We start from the raw sequence: 17,439 nt of genomic DNA on the forward strand, positions 1-17,439 counted from the left end.
GTTTAGCAGTTTGAGTGTACATGTCAGCTATTTATCATCTGCTTGCATGTTTTGTGATTGCTCTAATTGCTGGCGTTTTTTTAGTTGTCGGGTTTGCGCATGCAAACTGGCTCTAACGACTAGTTCTTGGTCGCTGTCTCTTATGGCTATAAAGAGTAAAGTGTATTGGTAATGCTCGGTATCGATTTTTTTAATTGCAACGACTTCGGTATAGCAATAAACAGCTGACGCTTCATGGTGTAAAAAAAGTTTAGTCCGAAATTTTTGCCCTAAAGAATAAACATCCTCTGTTGTAAATTTTACGCCACCGCCGCCATAACTATCGCAATAAATAGCGTTATCTTCGCTTTGCTCTGAGGCGAGAACATGGCTCATTATTAAGTCTATTTTACGTGATTGCGCTTGTAAAAAAACTGCTAGTTCTTGGGCAACATCACCTAAATTACGCAGTGGTCCAAGCGCGCTTTGCTCTAAGCTACTTACTTCATTAGCGAGTTTAAATAAAGGGGGAATGTCTGCGTCTAACTGGGTAAGGTTTTTTGGAACGGCGTTATCATCAACTATGTATAGGTTTACACGGTTACTTTCATCAATTTGAAAATATTGTTCAAACTCACTTAATCTTTGACTGTTCATAGCACTCTCCGCAACACATTTAAGTAATAATAGCGCCCTTAGTGCTAAATTACTAGAATATATGTTTTTTGAATAACTGCTTGAATACTTTATTTATATTCATTTTATAAATATAAAAAAACGGCCAACGTTATCCTAACATTGGCCGCTGGGTATTGATTAATTTTTACCACTTTAATCATGGCACATAGATGCCGTATGGGGAGGAGACCATTACATCAGGTTATTTAAGCAGCTCGGTTAACTCATGTAAGTTTTTTACAACATGATCTGGTTTTTTAGCCAGTGGGTAAAGTGCTTTACCTGGGCGTGCAATAAAAGTGGTTTGTAAACCGGCTGCTTTTGCGCCGGCTACGTCCCAACCATGTGCTGCAACCATCATGGCTTCATTTGGTTTTACATTAAGTTTTTTAAGTACCCATTGGTACGCACGTAAGTCAGGCTTGTACACTTTAATATCTTCAATGCTGTAGCGCTCGTCAAAATAATGGGTTAAACCAGCGCTTTCAAATTGTGCTTGTACGCCTTTATTTGAAGAGTTTGTTAGGCTAACCAGCTTATAACCTTGTGCTCTTAATGCAGCTAAACCTGCTTTTACGTCTGCGTGTGGGGGCAATGTTAACAATGGTGTAACAATCGCGGTTTTTGCTTGCTCGCTGGTAATATTAATATTGTTGTTTTGTGCCACCATTAATAATGACGCTACGCCAATTTGGCCAAAGTCTTGGTAATCGCCAATTACAGTTGATACCAACGAGTGGTGTAGCATAGTAGAAAACCACAATGGTAATAAATCTTCTCGCCCACCAAGTGCTTCGCCTATAGAAGCGCGCATTGAATCTAGATCAAGGAGTGTTTCGTTAACGTCAAAAATTAACACTTTAGGTTTATTTGAGGTTTGTTCGGCCATAGTATCTCCAGATAATAGGCTTGCGCCTAAAATTAATGAAAGGGTTAGGGTTTTTAGGGATGTTAATACAGACATTATTTACTCTCAGATTTTAAAGCGTTTAATACATCAAAAGGTTCAGCGCGTAGGGTGTAGTCTTCAGTTACAAATGCGTAAGTGATCACACCTTGTTGATTAATAACATAAGTGGCCGGTAGTGGTAGTTGAAAGCTTTTATCGCCGTAGTAGTGCTCAAAATCAATACCAAATTCGGTATATAACGCTTGAATACGCTCATCGAGTGTAAACAATAAACCGAACTGCTTGGCTATTTTATTACTTACATCTGAAAGTACATCAAATTCAAGGTCGTTTTTTTGCGCCGTTGACAGTGTTTCATCAGGAAGTTGTGGTGAAATGGCAATTAACTGTGCATTTTGCGCTTTAAATTGTGGTAAGTAATCATTCAGGGCTTTTAACTCTAAATTGCAATAAGGGCACCAGCCACCACGGTAAAAGCTAATAATTACTGGGCCTTGTTTTAATAATGTCGCAAGTTCAACCGTGTTCCCTTGATGATTAGCCAAGCTAAAATTGGTAACTTTTTGCCCTACCTGTAATGCATTATCTTTAATGTGCTGGGCAATAAGCTCTGCGTTTGTCGTATTCATTAGTGCTAAAACATCTGCAGGGAGCTTTGCTTCTTTTTGCACGTTATAGGCGTCAATTTGCGCTTTTAAACTCATATATAACCTCAATAATTAAGTTACGTTAGATTATATAGTTTTAGTTATTTAAATATAGATTGCAAAAGTGAAAGCTTCATTCGAAAATATTAAACATTGAAAACCCAAAGTAGCTTTTTATGTATAACATAAGTGATTTAGAAACTTTTATAGCCGTAGTAGAGAATAAAGGTGTACTTGCCGCTGCGCGCGAGCAAGGTTTATCGCCAGCAACAGTGAGCCATCGCCTTAGTAAATTAGAGCGAGAGTTGTCTACTGTTTTAGTCTTTAGGGATAGTCGGCGAGTACGTTTATCGCCTGCAGGAGAGGTGTTTTACACGCGTGTGGGCGCTATTATTGAGGCACTGCACGATGCAGAGCATAGTATAGGTGCTCGCAGCTCAACTGTGAGTGGGTTGCTAAGGGTAACTATGCCACCGTGGATTTTTTCTAAGTATGTTATGCCTAAGCTCAGCGAGTTTGAAAGTGAATATCCTCAATTAAAACTCGACTTTTTAATTACGGACCACTTTATTAATGTGGTTGATGATGCTCAAGATGTGGCTATAAGAGTAGGGCAGTTAAACGACTCTGGCATGTTGTCGCGTAAAATAGTCAATAATAGCCGTGTGTTATGTGCAGCGCCTAGCTATATAAATAAACAGGGTATGCCAAGTAATTTAACCGAGCTTGCGGCGCATTATTGGGTATGTTTGCCGTGGCAAAAGCAATTAAAATTATTTGACGAGCAAGGCAAAATCCACAGTTTTAATGCTAAAACCCGCTTTACTATTTCAAACTCAGATAACATGACCCAAGCTGCCATTGCTGGGCATGGCATTGCAATTAAATCAAAAATAGCAATTGGTGAAGAGCTTGCAAATGGCACCTTAGTTGAAGTTATGCCCGGTGTAATGGCGCAAAGCGACGCACCAGTATGGTTTTTACGGCCACAAAACAGCTTAACCACACGTAAAACTGAGGTGTTTTTTAACTTTATAAAGTCATTATTTGTTGCATGCTAACTATATAAGCGGTTGCATGACGCTTTTATTATGAGCAGCGCATGCGTTAGATCAACCTTTGTTCTTATACTCATTTGAGAATATTTTATTGTTGTTATTATCTCCCTCAGGCTTATTGGCCGTTTTATTTCTTTGAGGGATTAAATTTAACAATGAAAAAAGTGACGTACATTGTGTTAGTAGGTATTGCACTCTTGGTGTTTGCCTTTGTGGGCGCTAAGCTCATTCCTATTACTTTAGCACCACCTTTAGCTGCAACACATAAAGTAGATATTAACGATCAAACGCTCATTGCTCAGGGCGAATACTACGCACGAGTTGCTGACTGTATTGCGTGCCATACGGCACCCGGCGGAAAACATTTTGCGGGTGGCTTAGGCATGCAAACACCTATGGGGGCTATTTATTCTACAAATATTACTCCCGACATCGAAACAGGCATTGGTAGTTATAGCTATGCCGATTTTGAACGTGCAGTTAGAAAAGGCATTCGCCAAGATAACCAACCGCTTTATCCTGCTATGCCTTTTGTGTCATATAAAATAGTAAATGATGCTGAAATAGAGGCAATGTACGCGTATTTTATGTCAAGCGTTAGCGCAGTAAAGCAACAAAATCAACAAACAACCATTCCATGGCCTGCAAGTATGCGTTGGCCATTAGCATGGTGGCATGCATTATTTTCACCAGCGCGTAGCTTTACAGCTAACCCCAATTTAACGACTGAGCAAAATCAGGGTGCCTATTTAGTTGAGGGATTAGCTCACTGTGGTGCGTGCCATACGCCACGTGGTATTGCTTTTCAAGAAAAGGCGCTATCAGATGATGCATCGGGTCAGTTTGTATCAGGCTCAGTACTGGAGGGCTGGTATGCTAAAAGTTTACGTAATGAAGGGTTAGGCTTAGCAACCTGGAAACAAGCCGATATTGTTGAATTTTTAAAAACAGGACGTACCGACAAAACTGCCGCATTTGGCAGCATGGCCGATGTAGTGGCGCATAGTACGCGGTACTTTACTGATAAAGATTTAAACGCTATTGCTAGCTATTTGCATCAGTTAGCACCGCGCCCTGGGTATGAAAAAAATTGGCAGTCAAAAGCAGATACCACTACAAGTGCATTGCGGGCAGGTGACTTTTCGGCCTCTGGTGCTTTGTTGTATATGGAGCAGTGCGCCGCGTGTCATCGTTTAGATGGAAAAGGCGCACCACGTATTTTTCCAGCATTGGCTGGTAACTCTATTGTGTTTGCAGAAGATCCCAGTTCGTTAATTCAAGTCACTTTAGCAGGGGGTGAAATGGCAACAACCGCGCACGATGTAATGACATTTACTATGCCTGAGTTTTATCATTTAAAAAACCAAGAGTTAGCCGATGTTTTAAACTTTATTCGCAACAGTTGGGGCAATCATGGCAGCCATATTTCAACTCGAGATGTTGCGACTATGCGCCGTGTAGTTGACCATGCTCCGGTACATTATGTACCCGCAAAGGAGATAGAAAATGAATAAGTTACTAGGGATAAGCGTGCTTGTAGTTGTAATTTCGGTTGCTGCTTACATGGGCTATGAAAGCCGTTTTTATGATGCGCCTGATGCAAAAACTTACGATGTAATTGATGCCGAAGGTAAGGTGATTGATCAATTTACCATTCCTAAAATTACCGATGTAGTAGGCCACAAAGATGAAGAGGCTATTTTATACGGTATGCGCTTACTTAACGAAACGGCGCGCTTATTGCCCGATAATGTAGGTAACGGGCTCAATTGCAATAGTTGCCATATGGGGCAAGGTAAACGAGAGTTGGGGGCACCCTATATAAATACTTATAATCGCTATCCGCGCTTTAATCCGCGTGCGCAACGCGTACTTGATTTAAACGAGCGTATTAACGGCTGTTTTCAACGTTCGATGAATGGTAAACCAATCCCAATAGATTCGCCAGAAATGCAAGGTATGCATGCTTATATGAAATGGTTGGGTGGTGATGTGGCACCGGGCAATACCGTTAAGCTAACTAGCCTAGAGTTTTTTAAAGTAGGCAAATATACAGCAAACGCAAATAACGGTGCACAGGTTTATGCAGCGCAATGCGGTACTTGTCATGGCAGTGATGGCGAGGGGATAAAAGATCAATTTGGTGATTATATTTTCCCACCATTATGGGGCGATGACTCATTTAACATTGGGGCAGGTATGGCACGAGCCTCTCGAGCAGGTGCATTTGTTATTCATAACATGCCATTGAGTGTGAGTCGTGAAGCGCCGCTTGGGCAGATCACTTTATCAGAGCAAGAGGTTGTTGATGTTGTGGAATACTTTACTAAAAAGCCACGTCCAGACTTTGCAGGTAAAGAAAACGATTGGCCAGGTATGGATAATCCCGCTGATTCTCGTTATTAATACAGTATGCATAACCGCTTAAGCTAACAAGGTTAAGCGGTTTTTTATTGCTGCAATGTACTTAGTTAAAACTCAGATTATTTACTCTGTGTATACTAGAGTAGTACAAAAAAGCGCGCCGTTTTGGCGCATTTTTATTGGCATAACATAAACCTAATATTTGAATTAAGACCATTACCTCAGATTATTTAAAATTCCACATTGACCATATACCTACTTCATTTTGAGTTCGCTCAACTGTTGCACTATCAATATTACTTTGCTTAGCAACAAGCGCCAGCGTTAAATAAGAAGTTGCCTTATAATCAACACCTAGTTGTATGTAATCACGTTCTAAACTAGCGTTTAAACGTCTATTAGGGTTGATTGTATCGTACCGAGCAAATGCAGAGTAACCCGGTTTAAAAGCATAACTTGCCCAGGTCCCCCAGCCGCTGCTAGCGTCTTGCGGTATTTTGTTAACTTGGTTCCAGTTGTCGTTATATACATATTCAACGCCAAAACGTACCCCTTGATGCAGGTAACTTAGCGCTGCATTGAAACGCTCTGCAGTATGATTTTTCTCGGCCTCGTCTTTATCAAGTGCGCGTGTACCTTGATAGGCACCTAAAGCAAAATCAAATTGTTTATTTATATGCCACACAGCCGATGCTTCTAAATCAATTCGATCGCCCACAGTTGGCTTTTGAAAACCACCCCCAGTAATAGCCGATACAGCGTACGAAAAGTGCGCCGATTTATGGCCATAATGAATACCTAAATCGGTTGGACCGGCTAATTTGTTTTTTGGCGTTAAGCTCGGATCAACATAACGATACCCTACACGGCGTGCGATGTAATCAATCCATGGCAGTTCAGCAACACCAATTTTAAGCGTACTTCCTTGATTAAAATTGCGTTTTATATAAGCATGACGAAACCAAATGTCGGTAGGGTCTTGCTGGCGTTGCCACTGCACATCTGTGGTCACTGTTAATGACCAGTCATCATTAAATTGATGATCTAAATTAAGATAAAAGCGTTTTACATCAAGTTGCCAATCTTCAATATCCTGGTGCTGATCGTCAATTTGAATATTACTAAAATTCGCAAATACTTGGCTCGATAACGTGGTTTGCGATGCGCTCACCGGTGCACTAATAACAAGCAATCCACTTGCTGCTAATAATACAGAAACACTTAAACTTGTTTTATTAAACACCACAAAACTCCCTTAGGTTGCTTACATTCAAGCGAGATAAATTTTGCATATTATAGCTTTTTAGTTGTTGCACCACGAACTTGCTAATACGTTATTTAGTTAAAGCATGACCTAGGTCAAAATGCAGGTTTATTACTGTTTTAATAACATATAAAGAGACTTTTAACGCAACGAAAAAATAACCGCGGATTAACAATTTACCTTGTAATTAACGTTAAAATTAGTCATCTTAACAAACTTAGGTTTATACAATAATAAGGGATGAAATTAAGGATGGCGCGAGGACTCAAATTAGCCACTACATTTACAGAGTTATCGACTCATTTACGCCGCTTTGTTTCACGAATAGTGTTACCTGACGACGTAGAAGATATAGTGCAAGAAACCTTTATTAAAAGCTACGAAGCTGATTTAAAACAAGATATTCAATTTACGCGTAGTTACATGCTCAAAACTGCTAAACACCTTGCCCTTAATCATATTGCTAAATGGGATAATAAATTTAGCGACTCCCTTTGTGATGATCATGAATTACCAAAGTTACTTAAATCAATACAACTAGAGGACGAGTACACCTCGAAAGAGCGTTTTTTATTGTTTTGTCGGGCAACAGAGCAACTAAGCTTGACGGTTCGTAAGTGTTTTATATTAAAAAAAGTGTACGGTATGAGCCAAAAAGAAATTGCCCAGCAACTACAGTTAAGTCAAAGCACAGTAGAAAAACATATTGCAAAAGGGTTACTACAAACCATGCTATACATGCGAGAGCATTCTCAGGATGAAAATGAGCAGTATAAAAAGCACGACACCGCTGCTCAAAAGCCAACTATAGTGAGTGTGGCAAAATGAGTAATATTCATCAATTTACACCAAAAGATTTAATTTTAGAAACAGCAGCTAATTGGATAAGCGCGATAGATCGCGGTTTAAACAAGGTTGAAAAAGAGCAATTTAAATTATGGATGCTGCAAAGTAATGCACACCAAGACGCCGTTTACGAACTCGCTAAGTTGTGGGACGAACTGAGCGTATTAAACGAGTTAAGCACTTTATTTCCGCATAAAAACAATACCGAGGAAAAAAGTAAATGGGTGTTTTCGTATGGTATCGCGGCCAGCTTATTTGCTGCGTTAATGATTTGCAGTTACTTATTGGTTAATTTAGAGACTGGTTATAACCAAGCCCTAGCGAAAGTTAATTATACTAAAATTTATAAAACCAAGGTGGGAGAGCAAGCCACTTACGTACTGCCCGATGGCACCATAGTGCAACTTAATACCAATAGCCTATTAGAGGTTGCCTATAGTAAAGGGCGCAGACAGTTATTACTGAGTAGAGGGGAAGGGCGTTTTAATGTTGCTAAAGATGCTACGCGGCCATTTAGTGTGATGGCAGGTGATAAAAGCTTTACAGCATTAGGTACTGTATTTAATGTGCAGCGCAATACCTCATCTCATTTAGAATTAGTGGTAACCGAAGGAAAAGTGATGATCACTGATCCGAGTGTAGCTGTAGATGCTAACGATTTTAAAGCCTATCAACTAGCCGATAACAGCACCCAAAAAATTAGAAAAATAAACGCAAACATTGTACTTTCGGGCGAAAAAGCAATTATAGAAAAAAGTGTTACAGCGCCTATTAAACGCCTCTCTGCTGACGATGTGCAACGAGATTTAGCGTGGCAAAATGGCATGCTAATTTTTAACGGAGAACAATTAAGCGATGCCTTAAATGAAGTTAGCCGTTATACCGCTACTCGGTTTGAGCTTTCATCGGCAGAGCTTGCGAATATTAAAGTTGCAGGGGTATTTAAGGCGGGTGATGTTGCTGGGCTACTTGAAAGTTTAAAAACAAATTTTTCGATTGATCACGAACGCTTAGGTGAGCACGTAGTTAGCCTTAAACGTCAAACTAAGTCATAAATAGCAGCGCCTAAAATCATGCTAATGTTGGATTAAGTTGCAATTATGAACATGCAAAGTAAAAAATATATTAATAAAAAGAATAAAACCTATAGAGGATTTTTGTTTGCCAACTGTTTATATAAGTTGCGCAGTAACCAAACGCATTTATTGTGTAGTTTGAGTGTGCTTGCATCGGCTTTTTTTAGCTTGAATGTTTTAGCCACAGTAACTACCGGGCAAATGGTGCAATTTGATATAAAAGCGCAGCGAGCAGACAAAGCTTTAATAGAATTTGCTAAGCAAACAGAGCAAACCGTGGTGTTTTCTTATGAGTTAGCTAAACAATATAATGCAAATTCGCTTTATGGTTTTTACACCCAATTAGATGCACTGGAGGCACTGTTAGGTGACACTAAGCTCGATGCGGTTGTTGATCAAAATGGTTTACTGAGTATAAAACTCAAACAAATCAATAGGAAAAATAACAACATGATGAAGCTTTCAGGCGTTAGTGCAGCAATATTGCCTGCATTACTTGCTGCAAACACTCAGGGCGTTAATGCTGCTGAAGATGTTGCCCAAGAAAAAATAGAAAAAATTGCCATTGTCGGGAGTCGTGTAGCAGGTCGTTCAGTTGAAGATTTACCTGTTCCGGTTGATATTTTAAGTGCAGAAGCACTAGAGAATACAGGGCAAACAGAAGTGGGCAGAATGCTGCAGTCAATTGCGCCTTCGTTTAACTTTTCAAGCTCGTCAATTAGTGATGGCACCGACGCCCTTCGCCCAGCAACACTGCGTGGTTTAGGCCCAGATCAAACATTAGTACTTATTAACGGTAAGCGCCGCCATCAAGCCAGTATTATTCATATTAATACTTCAGTAGGTCGTGGTACAGCGGGTACCGATATGAATGCTATTCCGGCGTCGGCAATTAAGCGCATTGAAGTACTGCGTGACGGTGCTGCAGCGCAATATGGCTCAGATGCCATAGCGGGTGTTATTAATATAGTACTCAAAGATGGTAGCGAAGGTGGTAAAGCCGCAATTAACTATGGCCAATATTCAGAAGGCGATGGTGAAACGATAAACCTTGATTTTAATAAGGGTTTTGCTTTAGGTGATAAAGGTTACGTAAATACTACACTTAACTACCGTGATCGTGCGCCAACTAACCGTGCCGGTTTACATGGCTCTTGCCAATTTAATGGTTGTACAACACTTGATGACGGCACTTTAGTAGCGGGCGATCCGCGAGAGCTAACAGCCGACAGAGATACCTTTAGAATAGGCGATGCCGACTCACAACAATTTGGCTTAATTGTAAGCACAGGTTATGAGTTAGGTGATGGCGAACTATACGGTTTTATTACTTATTCAACGCGCGATAACGAGTCGGCAGCGTTTTTCAGGCACAATGCCAACGGTGGCGGTAATACGGTTTTACAAGATAACGATGCGACAATTCAGGCTGGCTTTTTGCCAAAAATTAACACCACTATCGACGATATTTCGTATAACTTTGGTTACAAAACGCAATTTGATAACGATGCTAGCTTAGACTTATCGTACACCTATGGTGAAAACAGTATTGATTACACTACCAGTGACACAATTAACGCCTCGTACGCTAACTTTTTACGCTACGACCAAGGCTTAAGCGCTGCTGATATTCGCGCCACTATTCCGCGTGAAGCCTATGCTTACGGTATGGAATTATCGCTACAAACGCTTAATTTAGATTTTACTCAAAATTTTGATGATTACTCACTCGCTATGGGCGCAGAAATTCGCACCGATGAGTATCGCATTTTAGAAGGCAGCGAATACGCATACCGAGATTACGACACTAATAACGGCGTAAGTATATACGACGGTTTAAGCGGTGGCGTTGGTAGCGAAGATGCTTCGGGCGGCACGCAAGGTTTTGGTGGTTCATCGCCAATGTCATCGGTTGATGAGTCGCGTGATGTGATTTCGTTCTACCTTGATGCTGAAACCTATATTATTGAAGACGTTATTTTATCGGGCGCACTGCGCTACGATAATTATAAAGGCTTTGGTGATACGGTTAACTTTAAACTAGCGGGTAACTGGTCGATTACTGACGATATATCACTGCGTGGTGCATTAAGCTCAGGTTTTAGAGCGCCGTCAATGCAGCAGCTGTATTTTAATAATATCAGTACTCAATTTGTTGTTGACGATGTTACTGGCAACTTAGTTGCCGAAGAAGTCGGTACTTTTAGAAACGACTCAACATTAGCGCAAAGCTTAGGTATTCCAAAATTAACAGAAGAAAAGTCGCAAAACCGCAGCTTAGGTATAGTGTATAACGTAACAGACAACATTAACGTAACGCTCGACTATTACTCAATTGATATAGACGACCGTATAGTTATTAGTAATCGTTTAGGTAAAGGGTTATCGCCAAGTCTTGACGCTGCATTAATAAGCTCAGGTGCTGGTGCGGGTCAGTTTTTCTTAAATGGTGCTGATACAGAAACGCAAGGTATTGACTTTGTTGCTACCTGGAACACTGAAGGGTTAGGCGGTACGCTTGATTTTACCTTAGCAGCTAACTTTACTAAAACCGATGTGGTGTCGTTATTTACCCCGGCAGGTTCAGGTTTAGAAACAGTACCGGTTGAGGACGTGTTCTCTGACCAAGAAATTTCGATTATTGAAGAATGGCAACCAGAGGATCGCATTAACTTAAGTGCGCTTTATCAACGTGATGACTGGACAGTTAATTTGTCACTTAATCGCTTTGGTGAGTACACAGTAGAAGATGGCGGCCGCCAGACTTACGGTGCCGAAATATTAACTGATGTTAAAGTAAATTACTTTATAACTGAGAACTTATCGGTAAATATTGGCGCAAATAACTTATTTGATGTCTACCCAGATGAAAATACCATAGGTAATTCACGTACTGGTACTATTGTAGATGCCCAAGGCAATACCATTGTAAGCAGCCCAGGGGTATTTAAATACTCTCGCCGTTCAGCCCCATTTGGCTTTAACGGTGCGTATTACTACCTAGGTGCAGAATACCGCTTTTAATTATAGATACTCCCATTTTTATACTTAATATAAAGCCCAGCATTTAAGAATGCTGGGCTTTTTTAATTGTTTAACCTGAACTCAGCTTTAGGTTGAGTTATTATCCAGAATTTAGGCTACTTACTGCTTTTTCATTCGGCTCATTTCAGCATGACAGCTTTGCATTGTTAGTAATGCTTTAGCTAGTACAGCTTCGCAGTCTGCGGGTTGTGGTTTTTTCATTGCATCTTTAATTTCTTCGAGGGTTTTATCCTCAACTTCTTCTAGCTCTTTAATATACGTATCGTCGTTATTGCTGCTAAATTTAGTGATAAGCGCAGTGTAAGCACGGCGCGCTTCTACCGCAAATGATGAGCCATCCTCACGTTCGCCTTGTTCATTAACAGCAAAAGGTTGTAAGCGTTCAACGGTTACCTTACGTGCATCAATCATGCGCTGGAAAAGGGCGGCAACAGCGGGATCTTTTACGTTCTGTTGGGCTTTTTCGTAAAAATCTATACCACTATTCATTACTTGGATGATGTCAGAAATATGATTTACTTCATTACTTTGATGGGTGTTCATAATGACCTCTCTTATAAATGAAATTAAATGTTCATTTATATAAAAGCAAAGGTTGTTCCACTATAAATACTTTCGTAATCATTTGTTTTTATTGGTATAAATGTATTTTTAGGATGATGTTTGCTTACTTGTTAGATTAAGTAAGCAAATTTTACAAAGCTTTTGTAACGGTATTACTTAAGTTCTTCAGCAACTTCGGCTACTTTTTGACGTAACCAAATATGACTAGCATCGCGATGTAACAGCGGGCTCCAAATCATATCTAACTCAAACGGTGGAATAGGAAAAGGAGGTTCTAATATTTTAAGACTCGGATCGTCTATATAAATGTTAGCTGCTTTGGAGGGCAATGTTGCTATTAAGTTTTGTACTTTGGCTAAATGTACTGCCACATGGTAGTTACGGGTAAAGGTGGCAATATTACGGTGTTTACCAAAATGAGCGAGTGCTTCATCAACCCAGCCGAGTTTTTGCACATCTTTAGGATCCATTCCTACGCCTACACCAAAACCGGTTTTACTTACCCAAATATGGCGTGCTTTTAAGTAGCTCTCTAGGCTAAAATTGTCAATAATCGGGTTATCGGATTTAACTAAACAGCAAAAACTGTCTTTCCAAATGCGTTTATGATGAAACGATTGCGGTAGGTTTTCAAAGCGATTGATTGCCATATCCACTTTGCCATTTTCCACATCATGAAAGGTCACATCACTAGGGGTGAGTATATCTAAGGTGGTGTCGGGGGCTTCTGCGTGTAATTTACTTAATAGCTTGGGCGCTAAGGTACTGGCCGCATAGTCACTGGCCATTATTCTAAATACGCGCTTACTTTGGCTTGCTTCAAACTCACGATTAGGCGCAAGTGTTTCCTCTAGGGTCATTAATATTCCGCGAATAACGGGTTGTAACTCTAACGCGCGCTCTGTGGGTACCATGCCATCGCTGGTACGTACTAAAATAGGATCGTTAAATAAGTTACGAAGGCGCTTTAAGCCATTGCTCATGGCAGGTTGAGTAATACTTAACCGGTTTGCTGCGCGGGTAACATTACATTCGCGCAATAAAGTATCGAGATAAACCAGTAAATTTAAATCTATTTTACTTATATTCATTGTGTGTCCTTAACGCTTTACCAGTGATGGATAAAACGTTGTGCTGTCGGGTATGGATAAATATGACTAACCTGACCATTTTTAATATTTTGCTGTGCTTGCTTCCAAAAGTTAACATCAATAAGCTCTGGATGTGTGCTCATTAAAAACTGCTTGTAGATTGGGTTAGGCATTACAAAGGTGCAAAGTTGCTCAGGAAATACATCTTGCGGTGCAACCGAATAGCTTTGCTCATCCATTAAGTAGTCGTCATACGTTTTTGCTTTAGGCAGTGCTCTAAAATTCATGTCGGTTAAATATTGCACTTCATCGTAATCATAAAAAATAATACGTTTGTGTTTACTAACACCAAAGTTTTTTAACAGCATGTCGCCGGGAAATATATTAACAGCAATCATTTCTTTTAGTGCCTGGCCGTACTCTTCAATCGCGTCGGCGGCACTGGCATCATCGGCATTTTCTAAAAATAGATTAAGCGGTGTCATGCGTCGCTCAATATATAAATGTTTGATAATAAGCCAGTCGCCTTCAATTACCATAGATGAGCCAATGGTTTGGTGTAACTGCTGCAACAAGTTACTATCAAACCGCGCTAAAGGAAATACGACGTTAGAATACTCTATGGTGTCGGCCATGCGGCCAACCCGATCGTGTTTTTTAACTAACTGGTAGCGCTTTAAAACGGTATCACGACCAAAAGGTTTACTTTCGCCAAATTTATCTTTAATAACTTTAAATACATAGCCGAATGAGGGCAGGGTAAATACCATCATCACCATGCCTGGTGTACCAGGGGCAATAGTAAATTCGTCGTTAGAGTGAGTTAAATGATTTAAAAACTCACGGTAAAACTCGGTTTTACCTTGTTTATGAAAGCCAATAGCGTTGTAGAGCTCAGCTATGGTTTTATTGGGCATTAATTGGTTTAAAAATCGCACTAATGCGCAAGGCGCATGGGTTTCTACCATAAAGTAGGCACGCGCAAAACCAAAAATAACTCGCATTTGCGACGATTTAGTAAGTAGTGCGTCTAGGTACAAGCCTTTATCTTCATGGTGTAGTACTGCAATAATAAACGGTTGTACGCCGCTTTGCGATACCACTCGCCCTACAATATAGGCAGCTTTGTTACGGTAAAATGGAGTGTGCAGTATATCAAAGCGCATTTGCCAGGCTTTATGGTGCGTATCGGGCGCTTGTTTATAAAATGCTTTTACCAGCAGTCGTATGTCTCGTTCTAAGTTTACAAAGGGGGCTTTAAAATCAAAGTGATTAATGATCTGTTTAATTGTGGGCTTTAGGCCGTCAACCACAGGAAAATAGCTGCGATACTCAGCTTCTACTGGCACTGCAGGCGCATCTTTTAGAGTGGCTTCTACAAAAATAAAGTCGTTATGAAAATAACGGCGATGATACAGGCGGCAAAATACCGAGTTATAAAAAGTTTCGGCAAGCTCAGCCTGAGGATGAAAACATAAAAAATGTTGATAGAGCTTTTTTACTTCTAGCCACAGCTGTTCGTCGAGTTGTTCGGTTTGTTGTTGTCGAAGTGTGGCGGTGGTTTCGTTAACTCGATCATCATAATGGCTAATACGTAATCGGCTTATATCATTAATTGCTTGCCAGTCTCTTTTAGCAAACGCCAGCGGTGCTTTTGCCGTGGTTTTTTGAAATAACAGGTAGTGCTTTTTAAAGCCCGTTAAAATTAATTCAGCAATATGACGAGGCTGCATCATTACTCCTTATTAGACGCTAGAGCTTATACTCTATCGTTGTTAAGAGTATGTTATTCTCGATTTAAAACCAAGCTAAATTAAGATGTTATTTATTCATGAGATAAAGGTTACTGATAGTTGTCTATTTTTTTTTGTAATTTATTAATGCGCTTTTTTACCATATTAATTTGTGCTTTATAGTTTTTGTTAATTACTTTTTGTTTTTTAGCAATATCGGCGGCAATACGTTTTTTATCTTCCTTGGCTAAAATATGGTTAAGGCGCTGTTGCTGTTTATAATCAGCTTGGTCTTTTTTACGATCTAATATTGCTAACTTATGTTGATTACTGCGCAGCTCTGCCTGTAAGCCTGCTAGTAAGCTTTCGCGCTCCAGTTCGTTTAATTGCTTGGTGTAATCTACTTTAGGGCCTACTTGCTGATTTATTGTGGTGTTAACTTTGTATACGGTGGCATTGTTATCGCACGGGAATTGAGAAAAGGTGGTGCCTTCTTGTGTAACACACTTGTAGTAACTGGTTGCACTGAAACTGTTAAAGCTTAAGGTTGTAAGCAAGAGGAAAATAAAAATACAGTACAGCTTAATCATATTGGCTATCCCTAAGAGTGTTTTACTGCGTTAAATTAATAACGTTAAAGTAAAACTATAACCTAGCTTGGCGGTATAGCAAGCTAGGTTAATAATAGCCTTATTGAGTAAAGGTTTTTAACTTTTTGATACTGTGAACTAAAAATGGAATGTCTAAGCCTTGCTCAATAGAAAATCCTTCGGCGGCAGAAATATTTTTAAAGTCGCCATCAGGATCAATTAAGGTAATTCTATCCTTTTTATACGCTATAACCACGCCTTGAGAATAATTAACACCCATATTATCTTTTTTCTGGTGTAAGTTAACACCAAGCATAGTTTGCTCAGCAATAGCGTTGCAGTTTAAATACTGCCCAACAGCGGTCGCTATTATATCGCTAGGTTGAATAAGGCCATTAACGCGAGTGATCCGTTTATCTGAACTATAAAGCGTTGAGGTAATTACCACCTCTTTATTATTATCAGCCAAACTAAAAGCATAAACATGAGTATTTTTATCGCGAGGTGCTAAATCATCAGTGCCTTTAATAATTCTAATTGCACTATTAGTGTGGGTTTGATCGTTAATAAAATTTAACGCTGCAATACCCGTTACTTCAACACTGCGACGTTGGCTTTGCCATGCGGGTAATGTTTGCTCATTTATAATTGTAGATTTATAAAATGCTGGTAAACCATAAACTAAACTAAAGAGCATATCGTTATGATCGGTTGGTTGTAAAAACTGCTTAGTGCTATACAAGTTTTTATTACTGGCAAATTGAGCAAGCTGCTGCGCTGTTTCAAATACAAAAATATCAATTTTAGCCGGTGTGTAATCTTCGCATTTTGTCAGCGGAGTAGGCAATTGGTAGCTAATGTTTTGTTGATTAATTTGCACATTATGCGCTTGTTTATAGCTTTCTATGTCTAGTAGATCATTTTTAGCTAATAAGCTTTTAGCCGTTGTAGGATACGAAAGCGGTAAAAAGTTATCTTGTTTAGTTACATCAAACTTTAAATTAGCGTCTGCCCAAATATGAATACTATGACTTAAAGCAAAACAAATCACTAAAAATGAACTCGCGTAGCGAGCAAACTTGAGCTGCTTTAAACGCGCTAAATTTTGCCAAGTAAAATTACTGACCGTTAACTGAAAACCTAAAATAACTAAAACTATGCCACCGGCTAAAATAGTTGTTAAAGCGGGTGAGCTGTTTAAGCGGTGCCATAAAAGCGAAATGATCTCAGGTAAAGCAGAACTACTTAAGTGATAACCTAAATTAAAATAAACATAAGCATCAAGTGTGAGTAAAGAGGCGCCAAAGGTAGCAATAACTGCAGCCATACCGCGAATATGGCGAGGGTATGGAAAAACTAAACTGAGCGGAAATACCGTCAGCACAAACGCTAAAAAGGCAATAAAGCTAGTATGGCTAAGCCAAGTAACTAGCATATAAGTAATACCCATAAAGCTTGTAGGTGGCGAGTCGGCAAACAAGTAGCTTAAGCTAATTAAGAGCGCTAAGCCAATATTGGCAAAGGTAAACCAATGCCCCCAACTTAGTAATTGACTCGCTTTTGATGAAAACTGATTGTGCTGCGATAAATTCAT

General features: G+C 39.7%; 15 protein-coding genes. 6 read left to right on the plus strand and 9 right to left on the minus strand.

Annotated elements, in window-relative coordinates:
- Positions 1-27: 27 nt before the first annotated feature.
- The 3 genes from I6F41_RS08160 to I6F41_RS08170 form a co-directional block, all read right to left on the minus strand.
- Entirely contained in the window at positions 28-636 is a 609-nt protein-coding gene (locus tag I6F41_RS08160; protein WP_011328508.1) for a PilZ domain-containing protein, read from the minus strand.
- A 223-nt stretch (positions 637-859) separates the two neighbouring features.
- Positions 860-1,621, minus strand: coding sequence for a haloacid dehalogenase type II (locus tag I6F41_RS08165; protein WP_041454475.1), 762 nt, complete (start codon positions 1,619-1,621; stop codon positions 860-862).
- Positions 1,621-2,271 carry a peroxiredoxin-like family protein gene (locus tag I6F41_RS08170; protein ID WP_179807298.1) on the minus strand — a complete coding sequence of 217 codons (651 nt, stop codon included), beginning with the start codon at positions 2,269-2,271 and terminating at the stop codon, positions 1,621-1,623. The genes I6F41_RS08165 and I6F41_RS08170 overlap by 1 nt, the downstream gene beginning before the upstream one ends.
- Before the next feature lie 119 nt (positions 2,272-2,390).
- Between I6F41_RS08170 and I6F41_RS08175 the strand changes: the two genes are divergently transcribed.
- The 3 genes from I6F41_RS08175 to I6F41_RS08185 all read left to right on the plus strand — a co-directional run bounded on the left by I6F41_RS08175 (position 2,391) and on the right by I6F41_RS08185 (position 5,678).
- Positions 2,391-3,275, plus strand: a complete 885-nt coding sequence (locus I6F41_RS08175; RefSeq protein ID WP_011328505.1) for a LysR family transcriptional regulator — start codon at positions 2,391-2,393, stop codon at positions 3,273-3,275.
- A gap of 152 nt (positions 3,276-3,427) precedes the next feature.
- The gene (locus I6F41_RS08180) at positions 3,428-4,786 is read left to right on the plus strand and encodes a cytochrome c (RefSeq protein WP_197108128.1); all 1,359 of its coding nucleotides are present in this window, start codon (positions 3,428-3,430) and stop codon (positions 4,784-4,786) included.
- Complete coding sequence (locus I6F41_RS08185; protein WP_192531811.1) at positions 4,779-5,678, plus strand: c-type cytochrome; 900 nt, start codon at positions 4,779-4,781, stop codon at positions 5,676-5,678. The genes I6F41_RS08180 and I6F41_RS08185 overlap by 8 nt, the downstream gene beginning before the upstream one ends.
- A gap of 184 nt (positions 5,679-5,862) precedes the next feature.
- Here I6F41_RS08185 and I6F41_RS08190 read toward each other — a convergent pair whose 3' ends face one another.
- Positions 5,863-6,879: a hypothetical protein gene (locus I6F41_RS08190; RefSeq protein ID WP_011328502.1), complete on the minus strand. Its 1,017-nt coding sequence runs from the start codon at positions 6,877-6,879 to the stop codon at positions 5,863-5,865.
- Between the two features lie 273 nt (positions 6,880-7,152).
- Between I6F41_RS08190 and I6F41_RS08195 the strand changes: the two genes are divergently transcribed.
- Genes I6F41_RS08195 through I6F41_RS08205 form a run of 3 tightly spaced genes read left to right on the plus strand, consistent with a single transcriptional unit; the run spans position 7,153 to position 11,846 of the window.
- On the plus strand, positions 7,153-7,728 hold the full coding sequence (locus I6F41_RS08195) for an RNA polymerase sigma factor (protein WP_011328501.1): 576 nt from the start codon (positions 7,153-7,155) through the stop codon (positions 7,726-7,728).
- Positions 7,725-8,801, plus strand: coding sequence for a FecR family protein (locus I6F41_RS08200; RefSeq protein WP_011328500.1), 1,077 nt, complete (start codon positions 7,725-7,727; stop codon positions 8,799-8,801). The genes I6F41_RS08195 and I6F41_RS08200 overlap by 4 nt, the downstream gene beginning before the upstream one ends.
- Before the next feature lie 45 nt (positions 8,802-8,846).
- A complete protein-coding gene (locus tag I6F41_RS08205) occupies positions 8,847-11,846 on the plus strand; it encodes a TonB-dependent receptor plug domain-containing protein (RefSeq protein ID WP_231613466.1) in 3,000 nt (999 codons plus the stop codon).
- A gap of 120 nt (positions 11,847-11,966) precedes the next feature.
- Here I6F41_RS08205 and I6F41_RS08210 read toward each other — a convergent pair whose 3' ends face one another.
- From I6F41_RS08210 to I6F41_RS08230, 5 genes are all read right to left on the minus strand, one after another.
- On the minus strand, positions 11,967-12,410 hold the full coding sequence (locus I6F41_RS08210; protein ID WP_011328498.1) for a ferritin-like domain-containing protein: 444 nt from the start codon (positions 12,408-12,410) through the stop codon (positions 11,967-11,969).
- A gap of 173 nt (positions 12,411-12,583) precedes the next feature.
- Positions 12,584-13,522, minus strand: a complete 939-nt coding sequence (locus I6F41_RS08215; RefSeq protein ID WP_011328497.1) for a LysR family transcriptional regulator — start codon at positions 13,520-13,522, stop codon at positions 12,584-12,586.
- 17 nt (positions 13,523-13,539) lie between these two features.
- Positions 13,540-15,255 (minus strand): bifunctional isocitrate dehydrogenase kinase/phosphatase, encoded by a 1,716-nt coding sequence (gene aceK / locus I6F41_RS08220; protein ID WP_011328496.1) that lies wholly within the window; start codon positions 15,253-15,255, stop codon positions 13,540-13,542.
- Positions 15,256-15,365: 110 nt separating this feature from the next.
- Complete coding sequence (locus I6F41_RS08225) at positions 15,366-15,845, minus strand: hypothetical protein (protein WP_011328495.1); 480 nt, start codon at positions 15,843-15,845, stop codon at positions 15,366-15,368.
- Positions 15,846-15,945: 100 nt separating this feature from the next.
- Positions 15,946-17,439 carry a DUF3413 domain-containing protein gene (locus I6F41_RS08230; RefSeq protein ID WP_182679242.1) on the minus strand — a complete coding sequence of 498 codons (1,494 nt, stop codon included), beginning with the start codon at positions 17,437-17,439 and terminating at the stop codon, positions 15,946-15,948.

It is taken from the genome of Pseudoalteromonas sp. SCQQ13 (assembly GCF_015864415.1).
In the GTDB taxonomy this organism is placed as follows: domain Bacteria; phylum Pseudomonadota; class Gammaproteobacteria; order Enterobacterales; family Alteromonadaceae; genus Pseudoalteromonas; species Pseudoalteromonas nigrifaciens.

Coding starts and splice junctions, on each gene's coding strand:
- I6F41_RS08200 (WP_011328500.1), top strand. CDS start 7,725: ATGAGTAATATTCATCAATTTACACCAAAAGATTTAATTTTAGAAACA.
- I6F41_RS08170 (WP_179807298.1), bottom strand. CDS start 2,271: ATGAGTTTAAAAGCGCAAATTGACGCCTATAACGTGCAAAAAGAAGCA.
- I6F41_RS08165 (WP_041454475.1), bottom strand. CDS start 1,621: ATGTCTGTATTAACATCCCTAAAAACCCTAACCCTTTCATTAATTTTA.
- I6F41_RS08210 (WP_011328498.1), bottom strand. CDS start 12,410: ATGAACACCCATCAAAGTAATGAAGTAAATCATATTTCTGACATCATC.
- I6F41_RS08180 (WP_197108128.1), top strand. CDS start 3,428: ATGAAAAAAGTGACGTACATTGTGTTAGTAGGTATTGCACTCTTGGTG.
- I6F41_RS08205 (WP_231613466.1), top strand. CDS start 8,847: ATGAACATGCAAAGTAAAAAATATATTAATAAAAAGAATAAAACCTAT.
- aceK (WP_011328496.1), bottom strand. CDS start 15,255: ATGCAGCCTCGTCATATTGCTGAATTAATTTTAACGGGCTTTAAAAAG.
- I6F41_RS08175 (WP_011328505.1), top strand. CDS start 2,391: ATGTATAACATAAGTGATTTAGAAACTTTTATAGCCGTAGTAGAGAAT.
- I6F41_RS08160 (WP_011328508.1), bottom strand. CDS start 636: ATGAACAGTCAAAGATTAAGTGAGTTTGAACAATATTTTCAAATTGAT.
- I6F41_RS08230 (WP_182679242.1), bottom strand. CDS start 17,439: ATGAATTTATCGCAGCACAATCAGTTTTCATCAAAAGCGAGTCAATTA.
- I6F41_RS08195 (WP_011328501.1), top strand. CDS start 7,153: ATGGCGCGAGGACTCAAATTAGCCACTACATTTACAGAGTTATCGACT.
- I6F41_RS08185 (WP_192531811.1), top strand. CDS start 4,779: ATGAATAAGTTACTAGGGATAAGCGTGCTTGTAGTTGTAATTTCGGTT.
- I6F41_RS08215 (WP_011328497.1), bottom strand. CDS start 13,522: ATGAATATAAGTAAAATAGATTTAAATTTACTGGTTTATCTCGATACT.
- I6F41_RS08225 (WP_011328495.1), bottom strand. CDS start 15,845: ATGATTAAGCTGTACTGTATTTTTATTTTCCTCTTGCTTACAACCTTA.